The sequence below is a fragment of the Mesorhizobium sp. M1088 genome (genome assembly GCF_040318575.1).
Lineage (GTDB): Bacteria > Pseudomonadota > Alphaproteobacteria > Rhizobiales > Rhizobiaceae > Mesorhizobium.
Genome location: NZ_JAMYMO010000004.1, coordinates 133,087 through 151,845 on the forward strand (window position 1 = coordinate 133,087; position 18,759 = coordinate 151,845).

Consider the following 18,759-nt stretch of genomic DNA (forward strand, 5'->3'; position numbering starts at 1 on the left):
GTGCAGCCAAATCAGAATGGGTTTTGCTCATTCAGATAAACAAAGCCATCACGAAAACGCTGCTTGGATGTGGCGCTCGACCTCACCGCGTCCGCGAACGGCCCGAGCCTGTCATAGGCGTTTTTGGTCGACGCGCTATTTTGGCGACGCATCCGGCACGACGACCAGCTTGCCAACGAAATCCTTGGCGATGAAATCGGCCTGGGCGCGATGGAAATCGGACAGCTTGTAGACGCCGCCGACCAGCGGCCGGATCTTCTTGTCCTCGATGTAGCGCACGATGCGGCGGAAATCCGCGCGTGTGCCTTGGCTCGAGCCATGCAGTTGGAGCTGTTTCAGGTACATGGTGCGCAGGTCGAGCTGGACGACCGGGCCGGCGATCGCGCCGGCCGTGGTGTAGCGGCCTTCGGGCCTCAAGATGCGCAAGAGGTCATTGAAGATGGCGCCGCCGACCAGATCGGCGACCACGTCGATTGGCCGCCCGCCGGTCGCCGCGCTGACGGCGGCCGGCAGATCGGCAACGCCACGGGTGATCACCGCCTCGGCGCCGATGTCACGCACGGCCTGTTCCTTGCCCTTGCCGGCAACCGCATAGGGAATGGCGCCGCGCGCCCGCGCCAGCTGCACGATGCCCGAGCCGACGCCGCCAGAGGCGCCGGTGACCAGCACACGCTCGCCGGCTTTCAATGCGGCGCGTTCCAGCATCTGCTCGCCGGTGAGATAGGCGCAGCAGAAAGTGGCAAGCTCGACGTCGCTCAGATCGGTGTCGACGACATGGGCGTTTTCGGACGGTACTGCCTGGTATTCGGCATAGCCGCCGTCTCGACCGTGGCCCATATAGTCGATGTCGGCGAGTGAATCGTCGTCGCGATTGTAGATGGAGAAATCGACCATCACCCGCTCGCCGATGCGGGCCGGCGACACGCCGTCGCCGACGGCAACGATGTTGCCGACCGTGTCGGTGCCCTGGATGCGCGGGAAGCTCAGCGTATTGCCCTGACGACGCCAGGTCGACACAGCGGCGGAATCCTCCTCCGTTCCATAGGCGCCCTGGCGCACCCAGACGTCGGTGTTGTTCATGCCGCAAGCGGTGACCTTGACCAGCACCTCGCCCCGGGCGGGCGAGGGCACTTTCACGTCGGTGCGGTAGACGAGCTTTTCCGGCCCGCCGTGCCCGATCAGCTGCACGGCGGCCATGGTGGCGGGGAGGGTTTTGGTCATGGCATTCATGTCGGCTCTTCAGATGTTTGCAAACACGCTCTTCACCGCGTCGGCCGTCCTCGACACGACGATATCGGCCTCTTGCCGCGTCAGGCAGAGCGGCGGCGCGAAACCGAGAATGTCGCCCTGCGGCATGGCCCGGCCGATGACGCCGCTTGCCGCAAGGGTGGTCGCGACCTGCGGCCCGATTTTATGCGAGGCGTCGAAGAACACGCGATCGTTCTTGTCGGCGACGAACTCGATTGCCGCCAGCATGCCGTCGCCGCGTACCTCGCCGACATTTTTGTGGCCACCGACGGCTTTCGTCAGCTCGGCGCGGAAATAGGCGCCGGTCTCGCCGGCGTTCCGCACCAGGTCCATCTCGTCGATCAGTTCCAGGTTGGCGACGCCGGCGGCGACGCAGATCGGATGCGCCGAATAGGTCCAGCCATGACCGAGTGAGCCGAGCTTGTCTGAACCCTGCACCAGCACCTGCCAGACCTTGTCTGACACGATGACGCCCGACAGCGGCGCATAGGCCGAGGTCAGGCCCTTGGCGATCGTGATCAGGTCGGGCTTGATGCCGTAGTGGTCGGAGCCGAACATGGTGCCCAGCCGGCCGAAGCCGGTGACGACCTCGTCAGCAACCAGAAGCACGTCGTATTTCTTCAGCACCGCCTGGATCTTCTCCCAGTAGCCGGCCGGCGGCGGCACGATGCCGCCGGTGCCGAGGATAGGCTCACCGATGAACGCGGCGACCGTCTCCGGCCCTTCGGCGAGAATCATCTCCTCGAGTTTGTCGGCACAGTGTTGCGAAAACTGCTCCTCGCTCAGCGAGCGGTCGGCACGGCGGAAGTAGTAGGGCGCCTCGGTGTGCAGGACCGGCGCACGCGGCAGGTCGAAGGCGTTGTGGAACAGGTCGAGGCCGGTCAGCGATCCGGTCATGATGCCGGAGCCGTGATAACCGCGCCAGCGCGAGATGATCTTCTTCTTCTCCGGCCGGCCGAGCACGTTGTTGTAGTACCAGATCAGCTTGATGTTGGTTTCGTTGGCGTCGGAACCGGAGAGGCCGAAATAGACCCTCGACATGCCCTCGGGCGCACGGTCGATGATCATCTTGGCAAGCGTGATCGATGCCTCGGTGCCGTGCCCGACATAGGCGTGGTAATAGGCGAGGTTCTTGGCCTGCGCGGCGATGGCGTCGGCTATCTTCTGGCGGCCATAGCCGACATTGACGCAGTAGAGCCCGGCGAAGGCATCGATGCTCTTGCGACCGTTATTGTCCCAGATGGTGACGCCTTCGCCACCGGCGATCACACGCGTCGGGCTCTCGCCACGCGCATGCGTGCCCATATGGGTCGAGGGATGGAAGAAATGATCGCGATCCCAGGCGGCGAGTTCGTTGGACTGGTCGAGCATTTTTTACTCCTTGAAAGCAAAAAGCCTGACAGGGCGTTACGCTACGTCGAGGCAGAGATATTTGAGATCGGTAAAGGCTTCGAGCCCGTGACGCGAGCCCTCGCGGCCCATGCCGGACTGTTTGACGCCGCCGAAGGGGATCGGCGCGCCGGTGATCTTGACGCGGTTGATGGCGACCATGCCATAGTCGAGCGCGCGGCCCATGCGCAATTGCCGGCCGCCGTTTTCAGTGACGACATAGGCGACGAGCCCGTATTCTGTCGCATTGGCGCGGGCGACGACTTCGTCTTCGCTGTCGAAAGGCGTCACGGCCACAACCGGACCGAAGGTCTCCTCGCGCATGATCAGCGCGTCGTCTCCAACGTCGGCGAGCAGGGTCGGCTGGTAGAACAGCGGCCCAGCCACATGGCGGCCCCCGCCGGTGAGGCAGCGCGCGCCACCAGCCAGCGCATCGGCGACCTGCTCTTCGATCTTCTTGACGCCGCGCTCGTGCATCAACGGCCCGATGTCGGTGTCGTCAGCCAGGCCATTGCCGGTCCGCAACGTCTCGATGCGCTTGGTGAAGGCGGCGCAAAAACGGTCGTAGATCGGGCGCTGGACATAGATGCGGTTGGCGGCGAGGCAGTCCTGGCCGGAGGTGGCGAATTTGGCATCGACGGCTATGGTCACCGCCTTGTCGAGATCGGCGTCGGCAAAGACGATCAGCGGCGCATGCCCGCCAAGTTCCATCACCAGACGCTTCATCGTCGGCGCACTCTGCGCGGCGATCAACCTGCCGACCTCGGTCGAGCCGGTGAAGCTCATGGCGCGAACGCGCGGGTCTTCGCACATCCGCCCGACGATGGTCGAAGCCCTGCCGGTGAGGACGTTGAACACGCCAGCCGGCAGGCCGGCACGTTCGCCAAGCTCGGCCAGCGCCAGTGCCGACAGCGGCGTTTCCGAGGAAGGATGCGCGACGATGGTGCAGCCGGCGGCAAGGGCGGCAGCCGCCTTGCGGGTCAGCATGGCCGCTGGAAAATTCCACGGCGTGACGACGCCGACGACACCGAGCGGTTCGCGTCGCACCACCATCTCGGCATTTGGCAAATGGCTGGTGACGCTTTCGGCGTTGAGACGTTTGGCCTCCTCGGCATACCACTCGACAAAAGAGGCTGCGTAGTCGATCTCGCCGCGCGATTCCTTCAGCGGCTTGCCTTGTTCTAGCGTCATCAGCATGGCCAGGTCATTTTTGGCGGCGACGATCAGATCGAACCATTTTCGCAAGATTTTCGACCGTTCCTGCGGCAGCAATGCGCGCCAGGCAGGAAAGGCGCGCGATGCCGCATCGATCGCCAATGTGGTCTGCCGGGCATCGAGCGCGGCAACGAAAGCGACGGTGGATCCGGTGGCCGGATCGGTCACCTCGAAACTCTCCGCGGTCTCGCTCGCCGTCCAGTGGCCAGCGACATAGGCGAGTTCGCGCAGCAGCCGCCGGTCGGCAAGGCGATCAAGTGCTTCATGGCGGTGCGAGCGGGCAAAATGTGCGGACATCATCGGGCTCCCGGTTCGGGTGATGCCGCAAGACTATCTCTGCCGCGCAAACAGAGAGGCTATTTGCGTGCCCGCACGTAGAGAGATTGTCTCTATTGCCCTGCCCAGCCAGACGATCTCTCCGGTATCAGGAAGATGCCGGCAACAGATCCGCCACTGGCAGCACACTCTCCTCCTTCACCGTCTTGGTCACGATGTAGGTGAAGTAGCGGTCGATGCCGATCTCGCGTTCGAGCAGAGTGTCGACCAGCCGCTGATAGGCGTCGATGTCGCGCGCCATCACCTTCAGCAGGTAATCGACGCCGCCGCCGACAGACCAGCAGGCGACGATCTCGGGGATGTCGCGGATGACGCGCTCGAAACGGTCGAAATCGGCCTGGCGGTGGCTAGCCAGCGTCACCTCCATCAGCACGGTAGCGACCGGCGCGATGGCGCGCATGGCGATCCTGGCATGGTAGCCCGAGACGATGCCGGCCTTTTCCAGCTTGCGCAGCCGCATCCAGCACGGCGTCGGCGACAGGCCGACTTTCTCGGCCAGCGCCAGCTTGGTGATGCGCCCGTCGCGCTGGATGGCGTCGAGGATTTTCAGATCGATCGGATCGAGTTTCGCTGCAGCCATGATCGCCCACTTCCAGTGCCGGACACCATGACGGCGCATTATTTCGATTGTCAATTGCACTGATTTCGATCTCTAATAAGTCATGACATTTTGGCGACCAGATCCCGCTCTTATCCGGCGGCCGGCCTATCAATCGCTCGCCGACCAGTTCGCGCGCGCCATCCATGACGGGCGCCTGGCCAATGGCGCTCGGTTGCCGACGCACCGGCAGTTGGCTGACGATCTGCAACTTTCCGTGCAGACGGTCAGCCGCGCCTATGAGGAGCTGATCCGCCGCGGGCTGGTGTCCGGCGAGGTCGGCCGCGGCAGCTTCGTGCAGACACAGCGCCGCGAGCCGGAGCCCCCCTATCTGCCGGAGCGGCTGGGCGAGCTCATCGACCTCTCCATCCTGAAGCCGGTCTGCGAACCGATGCATCTGGAGCGGCTGAGGCAGGCACTGGGCTGGCTCGCCGAAAACCTGCCGTCGAGCTCGGCGCTGTCGTTCAGGCCGAACATGGTGTTCCCACGCCACCGTGCGGTGGGTGTCGAGTGGCTGCGGCTCTGCGGCCTCGACGCGTCGCCGCAGAACATCAGCCTGACCAACGGCGCCACCGCCGGTATGACGGTAGCGCTGATGAGCGTAGCGCCGCCCGGTTCGACCGTCGCCACCGAGGCGATCGGTCACCACACGCTGATCCCGCTGGCGCGTTATCTCGGCTTCAACCTCGAGGGTTTGCCGATCGACGACAATGGGCTGATCCCGGAAGCGCTGGACGAGGCCTGTCGGCTGTCCGACATCCGCGCCGTGTTCGTGCAGCCCTCGGTGATCAACCCGACGGCAACGCTGATGGATGCCGCCCGGCGCGAGCAGATCGCTGCGGTGGCGCGCAGGCACGACATCGCCATTATCGAAAACGACGTGCTCGGCCCGCTGGTCGAGGACCGTCCGCCGCCGGTCGCGGCGTTTGCCCCCGAGCGCACGCTCTATGTCACCTCCTTCACCAAGATCGTGGTGCCCGGCCTGCGCATCGGCTATCTCGCCGCGCCCGATCGTTATGTCGCCGCAGTTGCCAACCGCCACCTCGTCTCGAACTGGATGGCGACGCCGCTGGTGGCCGAGATCGCCACCAAATGGGTGACCGACGGCACCGCGATGGAACTCGTTCGATGGCAGCGCCTGGCTTTGCGGCGGCGTCTGGACATCGCCGCCGAGGTGCTTGCCGGAGTGGACTATCGGGCTCATCGCGACGGGCTGCATGTCTGGCTGCGGCTGCCCGAGGATCGCGGCGAGGAAAGCTTTGTGTCCCAGGCGCGCCTGCAGGGCGTGGCGATTGCGCCCGGTACGTCGTTTCGCATTTCGCAGATGCCTTGGCATCCAGCCGTACGGATTTCGCTGGGCTCGACCACGGAGGGGGAACTGCGTGCCGGTCTCGGCGTTGTCACCAAGCTTCTGCTCGGCGATCCCGAGCATCTCCTGCTTGTGATCTAGACGGCGAACGGCGCGAAATTGTGCGGAATCCGAAATATTGTCATGATATTATTTTCTTGATTGACATGATTTTCCGCGATCCGCATCGTTAAAGGCATAGCTTCTCTAGCACGGGAAATTCATTGTCGGCGCCCATCATCAACATCGACGGCATTTCGAAAAGCTTCGGCACCTTCAAGGTGCTGGACGGCCTCTCGATGCAAGTCATGCCCGGCGAGAAGCTGGCACTGATCGGCCCATCGGGTTCGGGCAAGACGACGATCCTGCGCATCCTGATGACGCTAGAGCGTATCGACAGCGGCCACATCCAAGTCGACGGCGAACAGCTGTACCACATGGAGCGCAACGGCCGGCTGCTGACGGCCGATGAACGGCATTTGGCAAAGATGCGCCAGAAGATCGGCATGGTCTTCCAACTATTCAATCTATTTCCGCACAAATGCGTCATCGACAATGTGACGCTGGCACCGATGCTGACCAAAGGCGTGCCGCGGGCCGCCGCAGAAAAACGGGCGATGGAACTGCTCGACATGGTCGGCATGGTCGACAAGGCCAAAGCGATGCCGGCGCAGCTTTCAGGCGGCCAGAAGCAGCGCGTCGCGATTGCGCGGGCGCTGGCGCTGTCGCCGAAAATCATGCTGTTCGACGAGGTCACCTCGGCGCTCGACCCTGAGCTCGTCGACGAGGTGCTCAACGTCATGCGCAAGCTCGCCGCCGAGACCGACATGACCATGCTGCTGGTCACCCACGAGATGGGTTTCGCCCATGACTTCGCCGACCGGGTGCTGTTCTTCGATCGCGGCAGAATAGTCGAGGAGGGCAAGCCCGACGAGATTTTTCGCCATCCCAAACAGGAGCGCACGCAAGGTTTCCTGAAGAAGATCATTGCGGCCGGACATCGGGTCTGACTGCCATGCGAGGCGGCGACGCCTCAAGCAAGCCAAGAAGACAGACAAACAAGGAGTTGGGAACAATGAAGAAATTTGCCATTTTGGCCGGCGTCGCCGGTATCGCGCTGACGGCGGTGCTGGCCGCCTCGACGGGCGGCTCGGCCGATGACAGCAAGCTCGAAGAGCTCAAGGCGCAAGGCTTTGCCCGCGTCGCCATCGCCAACGAGCCGCCCTATACGGCGGTCGCTGCCGACGGCAAGGTTTCGGGTGCGGCGCCTGACGTTGCCCGTGAAATCTTCAAGCGCCTTGGCGTCAACGATATCGTCGCGTCGATCTCGGAATATGGCGCGATGATTCCCGGCCTGCAGGCCGGCCGTTTCGACGTCGTCACCGCCGGCCTGTTCATGAAGCCGGAACGTTGTGCTGCGGTCGCCTATTCGGAACCGGTGCTGTGCGACGCCGAGGCGATGCTGGTGAAGAAGGGCAACCCGAAGGGCTTCAAGAGCTACGAGGACGTCGCGAAGGACGCGAGCGCCACGATCGGCGCGCCGGGTGGCGGCACTGAAGAGAAGCTGGCGCTCACCGCAGGTGTGCCGCGCGAGCGCGTCATCGTCGTGCCGGACGGCCAGAGCGGCCTGAAAATGCTGCAGGACGGCCGCATCGATGCTTATTCGCTGCCCGTGCTGTCGATCAACGACCTGGTCAAGAAAGCCAATGATCCGAACCTCGAAGTCATCGCGCCGGTGGTCGGTGCGCCGGTCTATTGCGACGGCGCGGCCTTCAAGAAGGGCGACGAAGCGCTGCGCGACGCCTATGATGTCGAGCTGGCGAAACTGAAGAAGTCCGGCGAGTTCGCCAAGATCATCGAGCCTTACGGCTTCTCGGCGGCGGCGGCAATGTCGACGAGCCGCGACAAGCTCTGCTCGGCGAAGTAGGTGCGTTCTTCCTTCTCCCCTTTCACGGGGAGAAGGTGGCCCGAAGGGCCGGATGAGGGGCGGCGCCATACTCGGGTTGGTTCGCGCTGCCCCCCATCTGCCTGCCGGTATCTTCTCCCCGTGAACCGGGAGAAGGACGCTGGAAGCAACGTGTCGCTAGACATTCAACGCGGAAACTTTCGACCCAATGACCCAATGGTCCGGCTATTTCGGCCTGATATTGCAAGGAGCGCTTGTCACCATCGAGCTGACGCTGATGGGGTCGGTGCTGGCCTTGATCATGGCTTTTCTTGCCGGGCTGGGGCGGCTGTCGCGGTTTTTCGTGCTGCGGGCGCTGGCCACCGCCTATATCGAGTTCTTCCGCGGCACCTCGATTTTCGTGCAGCTGTTCTGGGCCTATTTCGTGCTGCCCTTTGCCGGCATTTCGCTGACGCCGCTGCAGGCCGGCGTGCTGGCGCTGGGCCTCAATGTCGGCGCCTATGCAGCGGAAGTGGTGCGCGGCGCCATCAAGTCGATCGGCCGCGAACAATATGAGGCGTGCACCGCGCTCAATCTCGGCCGCTGGCAAGCCATGCGCCATGTCATCCTGCCGCAGGCGCTTCTGGTGATGCTGCCAACCTTCGGCAACAACGCCATTGAATTGCTCAAGGCCACCGCCGTCGTTTCGCTAATCTCGCTCGCCGACCTGACCTTCCAGGCGCAGGTGGTGCGCTCGCAGACCGGCAATACTCTGGTGCCGTTCAGCACCATCCTCGTCATCTATTTCGTCCTGGCGCTGCTCATCTCCTGGGGCGTGCGGTCGCTGGAACGCCGCATGGCGCGTGGCCTCGACGGGGTGCGCGTATGATGGATCGGACCTGATAATGGAATGGGATTGGGATTTTGTCCGGCAGATCCTGCCGACGCTGATCGAGGGGGTGAAGATCACCATCCTGGCGACGCTGCTCGGCTCGGTACTGGCGGCGATCGTCGGGCTGGGCATCGCGTTGGCGCGCCGGTCGCCGAACAGGGCTCTGTCGCGCACCGTCGGTTTCCTTGCCGAGTTCATCCGTGGCACACCGCTGTTGGTGCAGCTCTATTTCATCTTCTACGTGCTGCCGGATTTTGGCGTCCTGTTGCCGCCGCTGGTCGCGGGCGTCATCGGTCTCGGGCTGCATTACGGCACTTACACGGCCGAGGTCTACCGCGCCGGCATCGATAATGTTCCGCGCGGCCAGTGGGAAGCGGCCAAGGCCTGCAATCTGAACGCCACCCAGACCTGGACGCACATCATCATTCCGCAGGCGATCCCGCCGATGATCCCGGCGCTTGCCAATTATTTCATCGCCATGTTCAAAGAGACGCCGCTGCTGTCGGCGATCACCGTGCTGGAACTGATGAACCAGGCCAAGAGCGTCGCCAATACCTATTATCGGTATATCGAACCGATCACGTTGGTCGGCGCCTTCTTCCTCGCCATCAGCCTGTTCTCGGTGGTGCTGCTGCGCTGGCTGGAACACCGTTATGGGCGGATCGAAAGATGAGCGCTGCACCCGAAATCCGCCTGCATTCGGCCCGGCCGCCGCTCGACGCGCGTCCGCTGGAAAAGCGGGTCGGCCTGATCATCCTTGCCACCGACCATACGAGCGAACCGGATTTTCACCGCATGGTGGCAAGCGACCGCATCGGGGTCTATGTCGCACGCATCCCCTACGCCAACCCGACGACGCCGGACAATTTGCGCAAGATGCAGCCGTCACTGACGGCGGCCGCGGCCCTGATCCTGCCCGACGAGCCGCTCGATGCGATCTGCTATTCCTGCACCTCAGCTTCCGTCGTGATCCGCGATGCCCAAATCGAGGCGGCGGTGCAGGCCGCCAAGCCCGGCGTGCCGGTGGTCACGCCGCCGATGGCCGGGGTGCGCGGCCTGAAGGCGCTGGGCGCCAGGACGATCAGCATTCTTACCCCTTATACGGTCGAGACCAGCCGGCCGATGGCGACCTATTTCACCGAGCATGGTTTCGAAATCGTCAGCTTCACTTGCCTCGGCTTCGAGGATGATCGCGAGATGGCGCGGATTGCGCCGAAATCCTTGGTCGATCTGGCTCGCGAGGCGACGGCCGAACACTCGGACGCGCTGTTTGTCTCCTGCACGGCACTGCGGTCCGCGGCGGCAGTTGTCGGTATGGAAGAAGCCATCGGCCGTCCTGTCGTCACCAGCAACCAGGCGACGGCCTGGAATTGCCTGCGGCTTTGCGACGACGACGAGCCGCGCCCTGAATTCGGCCGTCTGATGACGCTGCCGCTGAACTGATTGCAGAGCCATGACCACGTCCAGGATAAGCCTGTCCGAAATCCACGCCGCGCGCGAGCGCATCGCAGGCAAGGTCGAGCGTACGCCGACCGTTCCTTCCCGGAGTCTTTCCCAGCACTTGGACGCTCCTGTTTATCTCAAGCTCGAACACCGGCAGACCACCGGCGCCTTCAAGCTGCGTGGTGCCTCGAACGCTATCGCTTCGCTGACAGCAGAGGAGAAGGCGCGCGGCGTCGTCGCTGCCTCGACCGGCAACCACGGCCGGGCACTTGCCTATGCTGCTCAATCGCAAGGCATCCACGCGACGATCTGCATGTCGCGGCTGGTGCCGCAGAACAAGCTCGACGAGATCCGCCGGCTCGGCGCCGGGATCCGCATCGTCGGCAACAGCCAGGACGATGCGCAGCGGGAGGTCGAACGGCTGGTCGCGGAAGAGGGGCTGGTCATGCTGCCGCCTTTCGACCATCCCGCCATTGTCGCCGGGCAAGGCACGCTCGGGCTGGAGATCATCGAACAGGTTCCTGATGCCGCCCTTGTGCTGGTGCCGCTTTCTGGCGGTGGGCTGGCGGCTGGCGTTGCCGCTGCCGTCAAGGGCGTCAGCCCGGCGACGAAGGTGGTGGGCGTTTCAATGGCGCGCGGTGCGGCGATGAAGGCGAGCCTCGACGCCGGACATCCGGTTTTGGTCGAAGAACTGCCGACGCTGGCGGATTCACTCGGCGGCGGCATCGGCCTCGACAACCGGCTGACCTTCTCGATGTGCCGCGACCTGCTCGACGATGTGATCCTGCTCAGCGAGGACGAGATCGCCGCCGGCATCCGCCATGCCTATGAGCAGGAGCGCGAGATCGTCGAAGGCGCCGGCGCGGTCGGCATCGCGGCCGTGCTTGCCGGCAAGGTCAAAGCGAATGGCCCGACGGTGCTCGTGCTGTCCGGCCGCAACATCGATATGACACTGCACCGCAAGATCATCTGCGGCGAAGCAATTGCGGAGAGCGCAGCATGAGCCGGATGACGATCCTCACCGAAGCTGAATTGCGCAAGATCGTGAAGCTTGATCTCGATGCCGTTGCCTGCGTCGAGAACGCGTTTCGCGCGCTCGCCACCTTGCCGGTGGCGATGCCGCCAATCCTCAGGCTCGACATTCCCGAGCATCGCGGCGAGGTCGACGTCAAGACCGCCTATGTGCCGGGCATCGACGGTTTTGCCATCAAGATCAGCCCCGGCTTCTTCGACAATCCGAAGCTCGGCCTGCCCAGCGTCAACGGCATGATGGTGCTGCTGTCGGCGAAAACCGGTCTGGTCGAGGCGCTGCTGCTCGACAATGGCTATCTCACCGACATCCGCACGGCGGCGGCCGGCGCGGTTGCCGCCAAGCATCTGTCGCGGCCGGGTTCCTCCGTTGCCGCGATCTTCGGCGCCGGTGTTCAGGCCGGACTGCAGCTCGAGGCGCTGATGCTGGTGCGGCCGATCACCAAAGCCCGCATCTGGGCAAGGGATGCCGGCAAGGCCGAAGCCGCGGCCGACGCATTGTCCGAAAGACTGGGCATCGCCGTTCACGCCGAGCCCGACGCGGCAAAGGCTGCGGCCGATGCCGACATCATCGTCACCACGACGCCGTCGACCGAGCCGCTGATCAAGGCCGGCTTCGTCTCCGCCGGCCAGCATATCACTGCCATGGGCTCGGATGCCGAGCACAAGAACGAGATCGCGCCGGCGATCCTGCGCATGGCCGATCTCTACGTCGCCGACAGCGCCAAACAGACGCGCCGGCTGGGCGAACTGCACCATGCTATCGCGGCGGGCGTGATGGCGTCCGATGCCGAAATCACCGAGCTTGGCCACATCATCGCCGGCGAAAGGCATGGCCGGCGCTCGGACAGCGACATCACCATTGCCGACCTGACCGGCACCGGCGTGCAGGACACGGCAATCGCCACGCTCGCCCGCGACCGTGCGCGTGCGGCCAAGACCGGTACGATTTTCGAAAGCTGATGCTGGCCGCAAGGCCCAACAAACGAGGACCAAGAACAATGCAGCCCAATTTGAAATTCTCGCGCGGCGAATATGCGGAGCGCCTCGCCAAGACGCGGAAGGCCATGCAGGTCAAGGGCGTCGATCTATTGATCGTCAGCGACCCGTCCAACATGGCCTGGCTGACCGGCTATGACGGCTGGTCGTTCTACGTGCACCAGGCTGTCATCGTGCCGCCGTCGGGCGAGCCGGTGTGGTACGGGCGCGGCCAGGACGCCAACGGCGCCAAGCGCACCGCCTATCTCGCGCACGACAACATCATCGGCTATGCCGACCACTATGTGCAGTCGACCGAGCGCCATCCGATGGATTTTCTCTCGCAGGTGCTCGCCGATCGCGGCTGGGGCAAGCTCAGCATCGGTGTCGAGATGGACAATTATTGGTTCTCCGCCGCAGCCTTCGCGTCTCTGCAGAAACATCTGCCCAATGCCCGCTTCGTCGACGCCACGGCACTCGTCAACTGGCAGCGCGCAGTGAAGAGCCCGACCGAAATCGACTGCATGCGCAAAGCCGCCCGCATCGTCGAGGCAATGCACGAGCGCATTGTCGACAAGATCGAGGTCGGCATGCGCAAATGCGACCTGGTCGCCGAGATCTATGATGCCGGCACGCGCGGCGTCGATGGCATTGGCGGCGACTATCCGGCGATCGTGCCGCTGCTGCCGTCGGGCGCCGACGCATCGGCGCCGCATCTGACCTGGGACGACAGGCCGATGAAGTCGGGCGAGGGCACTTTTTTCGAAATTGCCGGCTGCTACAACCGCTACCATTGTCCGCTTTCCCGGACTGTGTTCCTTGGTAAACCGACGCAGGAATTCCTCGATGCCGAAAAGGCGACGCTGGAAGGCATGGAGGCGGGACTTGCGGCCGCCAACCCCGGCAACACATGCGAGGACATCGCCAACGCCTTCTTCGCGGTGCTGAAGCGGTACGGCATCGTCAAGGACAACCGCACCGGGTACCCGATCGGGCTTTCCTATCCGCCTGACTGGGGCGAGCGCACGATGAGCCTGCGTCCAGGCGACCGCACCGAGTTGAAGCCCGGTATGACCTTCCATTTCATGACCGGCTTGTGGCTTGAGACGATGGGGCTGGAAATCACCGAATCCATCCTGATCACCGAGACGGGCGTCGAGTGCCTGGCGAATGTGCCGCGCAAACTGGTGGTGAAGAATTGAGCCCGATGTCCAGCCTTCGCCCGTCACCGATCACGCCGACCGTCGATTTCGAGCGCGACGGCGTGCAGCACGGTTTCCTGCGCCTGCCTTACAGCCGCGACGATTCCGCCTGGGGATCGGTGATGATCCCGATCTGCGTCATCCGCAACGGCAAGGGGCCGAGCGCATTGCTCACCGGCGGCAATCATGGCGACGAGTACGAGGGGCCGCTGGCGCTCTATGACCTCGCCCGTACGCTCGACCCGAAGCAAGTCAGCGGCACGATCATCATCGTGCCGGCGATGAACTATCCGGCGTTCCGCGCCGGCACACGCACCTCGCCGATCGACAAGGGCAATCTCAACCGCAGCTTTCCCGGCCGGCCCGACGGCACGGTGACCGAGAAGATCGCCGATTATTTCCAGCGCGAGCTTCTGCCCCGTACAGACATCGCGCTCGACTTCCACTCCGGCGGCAAGACGCTCGACTTCGTGCCGTTCTGCGCCGCCCACATCCGGCCCGACAAGGTGCTGGAAGCGAAGGGTTTCGCCGCGGTTGAAGCCTTCTCCGCACCATGGTCGATGAAAATGCTGGAGATCGACGCGGTCGGTATGTTCGACACTGCCGCCGAAGAGATGGGCAAGCTGTTCATCACCACAGAGCTTGGCGGCGGCGGGACTTCGCGCGCGGAAACGGTGCGGATCGCGCGTCGCGGCGTGCTCAATGTGCTGCGCCATGCCGGCATTGTCGCCGGCGCGGTCGAGATGCAGCCGACCCGCTGGCTCGACATGCCGTCCGGCGATTGCTTTTCGTTCGCCGAGGACGACGGGATGATCGAAACGATGATCGATCTCGGCGACGCGGTGGCAGAGAACCAGGTGCTGGCACGTATCCATTCTATAGGCCGCACCGGCGGCGCTCCGCGGGAGATCCGGGCCAAAATGTCCGGTCTGTTGGCGGCGCGGCATTTTCCGGGGCTGGTCAAGGCCGGCGACTGCGCTGCCGTGGTCGCCGTGCTGGTCGATTGACGGTTAGGAAGCCGATGTCGGGAACGGCTCGGTCCTGCCTTTGGGGCGATCGCCGATGGCAAAGACGGCGCTCGCCTCGCTGACGATCGAGACATGATCCTTGGCGGCTGTTCCGGCCGCCGCACTGTCGCCGCGCATGATTGCGGTGACGATGGCGTCATGCTCCTGCCAGGACTGGGCCAGCCGGCCCGGCAGCATGAATTGCGCGCGCCGGAACGGCGCCAGGCGGCCGCGGGTCATGACGGTCAGTTCATAAATGTGCTTGCTGTGGGCGCCGCGATAGAGCCGGGTGTGGAATTCGGTGTTGAAAAGCTCATACTCTTCTTCGGCACCGAGCTGCACGAAGCGCGCCGAGGCCTGGTGCTCGGCCTCCAGCGTGCGGCGCTCGCCACCGGTCATGCGCTCGGCCGAGAACCGCGCGCAGATCGCTTCAAGCTCGGCCATGCTTTCGAACATCGAGGCGAGGTGCTCCTGCGTCACCACGGCGACGGTGGCGCCGCGGTTCGGCCGCCTTTCGACGAGCCCCATGGCGCTGAGCCGGCTGAGCGCTTCCCTGATCGGCGTGCGTGAGACGTCGAAGCGGGCGGCGAGCGAGGCCTCGTCGAGCTTTTCGCCCGGGCGCAGGAAACCGGTGACGATCCGGTCGCTGATCGCCCTCACCATCTGATCGACGGTCGTGCCCGACCTGATCAAATTGCGCTTTCCCGGCACGTCTCCTCCGTCCAGTCTTTTCGCTAGAGCCGCAAGCCACTCACCGGCTTCGATTCCTCCGCATCTCTGTATGCCTATGTTTTAGCCTTCATGTCAAATTGGCGATTTTGGAGGCAAAAAGTGTATGCAATTGCTCCGGCTTTGTGCAGCCCACATCGGCACACTCATTGATATTGCTGAATAAATCTCATTTCTGAAACTGGCATGCTGATTGCATACACTTCTTTCATTGAGGTGTTAACCGGCCCCAAAGGCCCCACAGAGGGAGCATTCAATGTCCGAGAGATTCATGCTTAGCCGCCGCGACCTGCTCAAGACCTCCGCCGCCGGAGCGGCGCTCGGCCTTGCGTCCGCATCGTTTCCGATCAGCAGGGCCTTCGCCGCGACGGCCACCGTCGGCTTCATCTACGTCGGGCCAAAGGACGATTACGGCTACAACCAGGCGCATGCCGAAGGCGCCGCCACGCTGAAGGGGATCGAAGGAATTTCCGTCGTCGAGGAGGAGAACGTGCCGGAGACGGTCGACGTCCAGAAGACGATGGAATCGATGATCAATCTCGACGGTGCGTCGCTGATCTTCCCGACCTCGTTCGGCTATTTCGATCCGCACATGCTCGCCATGTGCGCGAAATTCCCCGACGTGCAGTTCCGCCATTGCGGTGGCATGTGGAACAAGGACAAGCATCCGATGAATGCCGGTTCCTATTTCGGCTATATCGGCATGGGCCAGTATCTGAATGGCGTCGTCGCCGGTCACACCAGCAAAACCAAGAAGCTCGGCTTCGTCGCGGCAAAGCCGATCCCGCAGGTGTTGCTCAACATCAATTCCTTCCTGCTCGGCGCGCGCTCGGTCGACCCGACCATCACCTGCCAGGTGATCTTCACCGGCGAGTGGTCGCTGGCGGTCAAGGAGGCCGAGGCCACCAATGCGCTGGTCGACCAGGGTGCCGACGTCATCACCTGCCATGTCGATAGCCCCAAGGTGGTGGTCGAGACGGCGGCCGGGCGTGGCGCCTTCGTCTGCGGCTATCATGCCAACCAGAGCCCGCTGGCGCCGGAAAAATACCTGACCGGCGCGGAATGGAACTGGGCCAAGGTCTACAAGATGTTCGTCGACGATCTGGTGGCCGGCACGCCGCTGCCCAATTTCACGCGCGGCGGCCTGGCCGACGGCTTCGTCAAGATGAGCCCGCTCGGCCCGGCCGTCGGCGATGCCGCCCGCAAGCAGTTCGACGGCACGCTGGCCGAAATGATGAAAGGCGGCTTTTCCGTCATCAAGGGTCCGCTGAAGAGCAACAAGGGCGTCGTCGTCGCGACCGAAGGCCAGGCCTTCGCCGAGACCGCGCTCGAACTCGAAAGCATGGACTACCTGGTCGAGGGCGTCGTCGGTTCGACCGCCTGAACCGGATCGGAGACGGGGCCATGGCAGACACGATCAGCACTGCGAGCGCACCGGCGCTGTTTGGCGCCAGGAATTATCCGGCGGCGCTCGAATGGGCGGCGCGGCGGGCGGAAGCCTTCGTCATACCGCTCGCGGCGCTGATCGTCGGCATGGCGCTGTTCAGCGTGTTCATCGCGCTGGTCGGCAAATCGCCGGTGCAACTCTACGAGACGATGTGGCGCGGCGGCTTCGGCTCGTGGTTCTCGATCCAGAACTCGCTGTCGCGGGCAGCACCGCTTTTACTGGCAGCGCTCTGCGTGGCGCTGCCGGCCCGGCTCGGCCTCGTCGTCATTGGCGGCGAAGGCGCGATCGTGCTGGGCGGCGTTGCCGCCGCCGCCATCGGCGTCGCGGCGAATGGCGCGCCGGCTTTTGTGGTCATCCTGCTGATGGGCGTGGCGGGCGCGGTCGCCGGCGGCATCTGGATAGGTGCCGTCGGCGCACTGCGCCACTACCGCGCCGTCAACGAAACCATCTCCAGTCTGCTGATGGCCTATATCGCCATCGCGCTGATGAACCATCTGGTCGAAGGGCCGCTGCGCGATCCGGCTTCGCTCAACAAACCCTCGACCGAGCCGCTGGCGGATGCCTACCGCATCGGCAACATTCCAGGCATGGACGTGCACTGGGGCCTGGTCGTCGGCATTCTCGCCTGCCTCCTGTCCTGGCTGTTGATCGAAAAGACGCGCTGGGGGTTTGCCGCCCGCATTGCCGGCGGCAATGTCAGGGCAGCTCAGGTGCAAGGGCTTGCCGTCGGGCCGCTGATCGTCGGCTTCACCGGGCTGGCCGGCGGCTTCGCCGGGCTGGCCGGCATGCTGGAGGTCGGCGCCGTGCAAGGCAGCGCCAACGCCTCGCTCGCCGCCGGCTATGGCTATACCGGCATCCTCGTCGCCTTCCTCGCTCGCCACAATCCGCTCGCCATCATCCCGGTCGCTTTCCTGCTCGGCGGTATCGGCGCTTCCGGCGGGCTGATCCAGCGCCGCATGGACCTGCCCGACGCCACCGTGCTGGTGCTGCAAGGCATGCTCTTCGTCGTCATCCTGTTCAGCGAAACCTTTTACGGCCGCTTCAAGGTCTTCAATCCCGATCTGTGGAAGAGAGGCTCCTGATGGACGCGACCGAGATCGGCCTGTGGGGCGTGCCGCTCGCCATTCTCGGCGGCGCCATCCGCGTTTCGACGCCCTTCATCTTCGTCTCGCTCGGCGAAGCCATCACCGAACGCTCCGGCCGCATCAATCTTGGCCTCGAAGGCACGCTGGTCTTCGGTGCGATGACTGCCTACGCCGTCGCGGTGATGACCGGCTCGCCATGGCTCGGCGTTCTGGCTGCCGCCGGTGCCGGTCTTTGCTTCGGCCTGTTCCACGGCTGGATCTGCAAATTCCGCGGGGTTAACGACATCGCCATCGGCATCGCGCTGATGCTGTTCGGCTCCGGTCTCGCCTTCTTCTTCGGCAAGCCGTTTATCCAGCCCTCGGCACCAGACCTGCCGGCCATCGCCTTCGGTGGCTGGTCGGATATCCCGCAGGTGCAGGCGGCGCTCAACGTCAACATCCTGTTCCTGATTGGTGCCGCACTTGCCGTGTTCCTATGGTGGGCGTTCCGCAACACCCGCGCCGGCCTGATCGTGCGCGTCGTCGGCGACAGCTCCGATGCGGCGCGCGCCATGGGCCTCAATCCCAACACCGTGCGCCTGCTTGCGACAGGTGTCGGCGGTGCGCTCGCCGGCATCGGCGGCGCCTATCTGTCGCTCTATTATCCCGGCAGCTGGACCGAACGCATCTCGTCGGGGCAGGGCCTGATGGCGGTGGCGCTGGTCATCTTCGCGCGCTGGAATCCGTTCGGCTGCTTTGCCGCGGCACTATTGTTCGGCGGTGCGGGCGCGCTAGGCCCGGCGTTGCAATCGGTCGGGGTCACGCAGGGCTACTACCTCTTCTACGCCGCGCCTTACATCCTCACGCTCATCATCATGATCGCCACCTCGTCGCCGAGCCGCTCGCTTGTCGGCGCGCCGGGCGAATTGTCGATCACCAAATGACTGGA

18 protein-coding genes are annotated in these 18,759 nt (G+C 64.1%); 13 read left to right on the plus strand and 5 right to left on the minus strand.

Going from position 1 to position 18,759, the window contains the following annotated elements:
* Nucleotides 1-135: 135 nt before the first annotated feature.
* From NKH49_RS07070 to NKH49_RS07085, 4 genes are all read right to left on the minus strand, one after another.
* Nucleotides 136-1,230, minus strand: a complete 1,095-nt coding sequence (locus NKH49_RS07070; protein ID WP_352925695.1) for an alcohol dehydrogenase family protein — start codon at nt 1,228-1,230, stop codon at nt 136-138.
* A gap of 9 nt (nt 1,231-1,239) precedes the next feature.
* A complete protein-coding gene (locus tag NKH49_RS07075) occupies nt 1,240-2,619 on the minus strand; it encodes an aspartate aminotransferase family protein (protein WP_352473222.1) in 1,380 nt (459 codons plus the stop codon).
* A gap of 36 nt (nt 2,620-2,655) precedes the next feature.
* Nucleotides 2,656-4,149 carry an NAD-dependent succinate-semialdehyde dehydrogenase gene (locus NKH49_RS07080; RefSeq protein ID WP_352541677.1) on the minus strand — a complete coding sequence of 498 codons (1,494 nt, stop codon included), beginning with the start codon at nt 4,147-4,149 and terminating at the stop codon, nt 2,656-2,658.
* Between the two features lie 127 nt (nt 4,150-4,276).
* Complete coding sequence (locus tag NKH49_RS07085; RefSeq protein ID WP_352484028.1) at nt 4,277-4,768, minus strand: Lrp/AsnC family transcriptional regulator; 492 nt, start codon at nt 4,766-4,768, stop codon at nt 4,277-4,279.
* 82 nt (nt 4,769-4,850) lie between these two features.
* Here NKH49_RS07085 and ehuR point away from each other — a divergent pair, with 82 nt between their 5' ends.
* From ehuR to doeB, 10 genes are all read left to right on the plus strand, one after another.
* Nucleotides 4,851-6,236 carry a MocR-like ectoine utilization transcription factor EhuR gene (gene ehuR, locus NKH49_RS07090; protein ID WP_352541676.1) on the plus strand — a complete coding sequence of 462 codons (1,386 nt, stop codon included), beginning with the start codon at nt 4,851-4,853 and terminating at the stop codon, nt 6,234-6,236.
* A 122-nt stretch (nt 6,237-6,358) separates the two neighbouring features.
* Entirely contained in the window at nt 6,359-7,144 is a 786-nt protein-coding gene (gene ehuA / locus NKH49_RS07095) for an ectoine/hydroxyectoine ABC transporter ATP-binding protein EhuA (RefSeq protein WP_352501337.1), read from the plus strand.
* Nucleotides 7,145-7,209: 65 nt separating this feature from the next.
* Complete coding sequence (gene ehuB / locus NKH49_RS07100; protein ID WP_352925698.1) at nt 7,210-8,061, plus strand: ectoine/hydroxyectoine ABC transporter substrate-binding protein EhuB; 852 nt, start codon at nt 7,210-7,212, stop codon at nt 8,059-8,061.
* A 187-nt stretch (nt 8,062-8,248) separates the two neighbouring features.
* The gene (gene ehuC / locus NKH49_RS07105; protein ID WP_352541675.1) at nt 8,249-8,908 is read left to right on the plus strand and encodes an ectoine/hydroxyectoine ABC transporter permease subunit EhuC; all 660 of its coding nucleotides are present in this window, start codon (nt 8,249-8,251) and stop codon (nt 8,906-8,908) included.
* 16 nt (nt 8,909-8,924) lie between these two features.
* The gene (ehuD, locus tag NKH49_RS07110; RefSeq protein WP_352467665.1) at nt 8,925-9,584 is read left to right on the plus strand and encodes an ectoine/hydroxyectoine ABC transporter permease subunit EhuD; all 660 of its coding nucleotides are present in this window, start codon (nt 8,925-8,927) and stop codon (nt 9,582-9,584) included.
* The gene (gene eutA / locus NKH49_RS07115) at nt 9,581-10,354 is read left to right on the plus strand and encodes an ectoine utilization protein EutA (protein WP_352541674.1); all 774 of its coding nucleotides are present in this window, start codon (nt 9,581-9,583) and stop codon (nt 10,352-10,354) included. The genes ehuD and eutA overlap by 4 nt, the downstream gene beginning before the upstream one ends.
* Nucleotides 10,355-10,364: 10 nt before the next feature.
* On the plus strand, nt 10,365-11,357 hold the full coding sequence (gene eutB / locus NKH49_RS07120; RefSeq protein WP_352541673.1) for a hydroxyectoine utilization dehydratase EutB: 993 nt from the start codon (nt 10,365-10,367) through the stop codon (nt 11,355-11,357).
* Nucleotides 11,354-12,346, plus strand: coding sequence for a cyclodeaminase (locus NKH49_RS07125; RefSeq protein ID WP_352769491.1), 993 nt, complete (start codon nt 11,354-11,356; stop codon nt 12,344-12,346). The genes eutB and NKH49_RS07125 overlap by 4 nt, the downstream gene beginning before the upstream one ends.
* Before the next feature lie 38 nt (nt 12,347-12,384).
* Nucleotides 12,385-13,563 (plus strand): ectoine hydrolase DoeA, encoded by a 1,179-nt coding sequence (gene doeA / locus NKH49_RS07130; protein WP_352925701.1) that lies wholly within the window; start codon nt 12,385-12,387, stop codon nt 13,561-13,563.
* Between the two features lie 5 nt (nt 13,564-13,568).
* Nucleotides 13,569-14,570 (plus strand): N(2)-acetyl-L-2,4-diaminobutanoate deacetylase DoeB, encoded by a 1,002-nt coding sequence (gene doeB / locus NKH49_RS07135; RefSeq protein ID WP_352925703.1) that lies wholly within the window; start codon nt 13,569-13,571, stop codon nt 14,568-14,570.
* A gap of 3 nt (nt 14,571-14,573) precedes the next feature.
* Here doeB and NKH49_RS07140 read toward each other — a convergent pair whose 3' ends face one another.
* The gene (locus NKH49_RS07140) at nt 14,574-15,233 is read right to left on the minus strand and encodes a GntR family transcriptional regulator (RefSeq protein WP_352541730.1); all 660 of its coding nucleotides are present in this window, start codon (nt 15,231-15,233) and stop codon (nt 14,574-14,576) included.
* 322 nt (nt 15,234-15,555) lie between these two features.
* On the opposite strand from NKH49_RS07140, the gene NKH49_RS07145 reads away from it, so the two are divergent.
* From NKH49_RS07145 to NKH49_RS07155, 3 genes are read left to right on the plus strand one after another with little or no spacing between them, the layout of a single operon-like run.
* Nucleotides 15,556-16,683: a BMP family ABC transporter substrate-binding protein gene (locus NKH49_RS07145; protein ID WP_352467659.1), complete on the plus strand. Its 1,128-nt coding sequence runs from the start codon at nt 15,556-15,558 to the stop codon at nt 16,681-16,683.
* A gap of 20 nt (nt 16,684-16,703) precedes the next feature.
* A complete protein-coding gene (locus NKH49_RS07150) occupies nt 16,704-17,828 on the plus strand; it encodes an ABC transporter permease (RefSeq protein WP_352541670.1) in 1,125 nt (374 codons plus the stop codon).
* Nucleotides 17,828-18,754, plus strand: a complete 927-nt coding sequence (locus NKH49_RS07155; RefSeq protein WP_352473237.1) for an ABC transporter permease — start codon at nt 17,828-17,830, stop codon at nt 18,752-18,754. The genes NKH49_RS07150 and NKH49_RS07155 overlap by 1 nt, the downstream gene beginning before the upstream one ends.
* Nucleotides 18,755-18,759: the final 5 nt, after the last annotated feature.

What these genes read in the sequence shown, in the direction of transcription:
- NKH49_RS07085 (WP_352484028.1), bottom strand. Translation starts at nt 4,768, where the DNA reads ATGGCTGCAGCGAAACTCGATCCGATCGATCTGAAAATCCTCGACGCC.
- NKH49_RS07140 (WP_352541730.1), bottom strand. Translation starts at nt 15,233, where the DNA reads ATGGTGAGGGCGATCAGCGACCGGATCGTCACCGGTTTCCTGCGCCCG.
- ehuD (WP_352467665.1), top strand. Translation starts at nt 8,925, where the DNA reads ATGGAATGGGATTGGGATTTTGTCCGGCAGATCCTGCCGACGCTGATC.
- NKH49_RS07075 (WP_352473222.1), bottom strand. Translation starts at nt 2,619, where the DNA reads ATGCTCGACCAGTCCAACGAACTCGCCGCCTGGGATCGCGATCATTTC.
- NKH49_RS07070 (WP_352925695.1), bottom strand. Translation starts at nt 1,230, where the DNA reads ATGAATGCCATGACCAAAACCCTCCCCGCCACCATGGCCGCCGTGCAG.
- ehuC (WP_352541675.1), top strand. Translation starts at nt 8,249, where the DNA reads ATGACCCAATGGTCCGGCTATTTCGGCCTGATATTGCAAGGAGCGCTT.
- eutB (WP_352541673.1), top strand. Translation starts at nt 10,365, where the DNA reads ATGACCACGTCCAGGATAAGCCTGTCCGAAATCCACGCCGCGCGCGAG.
- ehuR (WP_352541676.1), top strand. Translation starts at nt 4,851, where the DNA reads ATGACATTTTGGCGACCAGATCCCGCTCTTATCCGGCGGCCGGCCTAT.
- NKH49_RS07155 (WP_352473237.1), top strand. Translation starts at nt 17,828, where the DNA reads ATGGACGCGACCGAGATCGGCCTGTGGGGCGTGCCGCTCGCCATTCTC.
- NKH49_RS07080 (WP_352541677.1), bottom strand. Translation starts at nt 4,149, where the DNA reads ATGTCCGCACATTTTGCCCGCTCGCACCGCCATGAAGCACTTGATCGC.
- eutA (WP_352541674.1), top strand. Translation starts at nt 9,581, where the DNA reads ATGAGCGCTGCACCCGAAATCCGCCTGCATTCGGCCCGGCCGCCGCTC.
- NKH49_RS07125 (WP_352769491.1), top strand. Translation starts at nt 11,354, where the DNA reads ATGAGCCGGATGACGATCCTCACCGAAGCTGAATTGCGCAAGATCGTG.
- doeB (WP_352925703.1), top strand. Translation starts at nt 13,569, where the DNA reads ATGTCCAGCCTTCGCCCGTCACCGATCACGCCGACCGTCGATTTCGAG.
- ehuB (WP_352925698.1), top strand. Translation starts at nt 7,210, where the DNA reads ATGAAGAAATTTGCCATTTTGGCCGGCGTCGCCGGTATCGCGCTGACG.
- NKH49_RS07145 (WP_352467659.1), top strand. Translation starts at nt 15,556, where the DNA reads ATGTCCGAGAGATTCATGCTTAGCCGCCGCGACCTGCTCAAGACCTCC.
- doeA (WP_352925701.1), top strand. Translation starts at nt 12,385, where the DNA reads ATGCAGCCCAATTTGAAATTCTCGCGCGGCGAATATGCGGAGCGCCTC.
- NKH49_RS07150 (WP_352541670.1), top strand. Translation starts at nt 16,704, where the DNA reads ATGGCAGACACGATCAGCACTGCGAGCGCACCGGCGCTGTTTGGCGCC.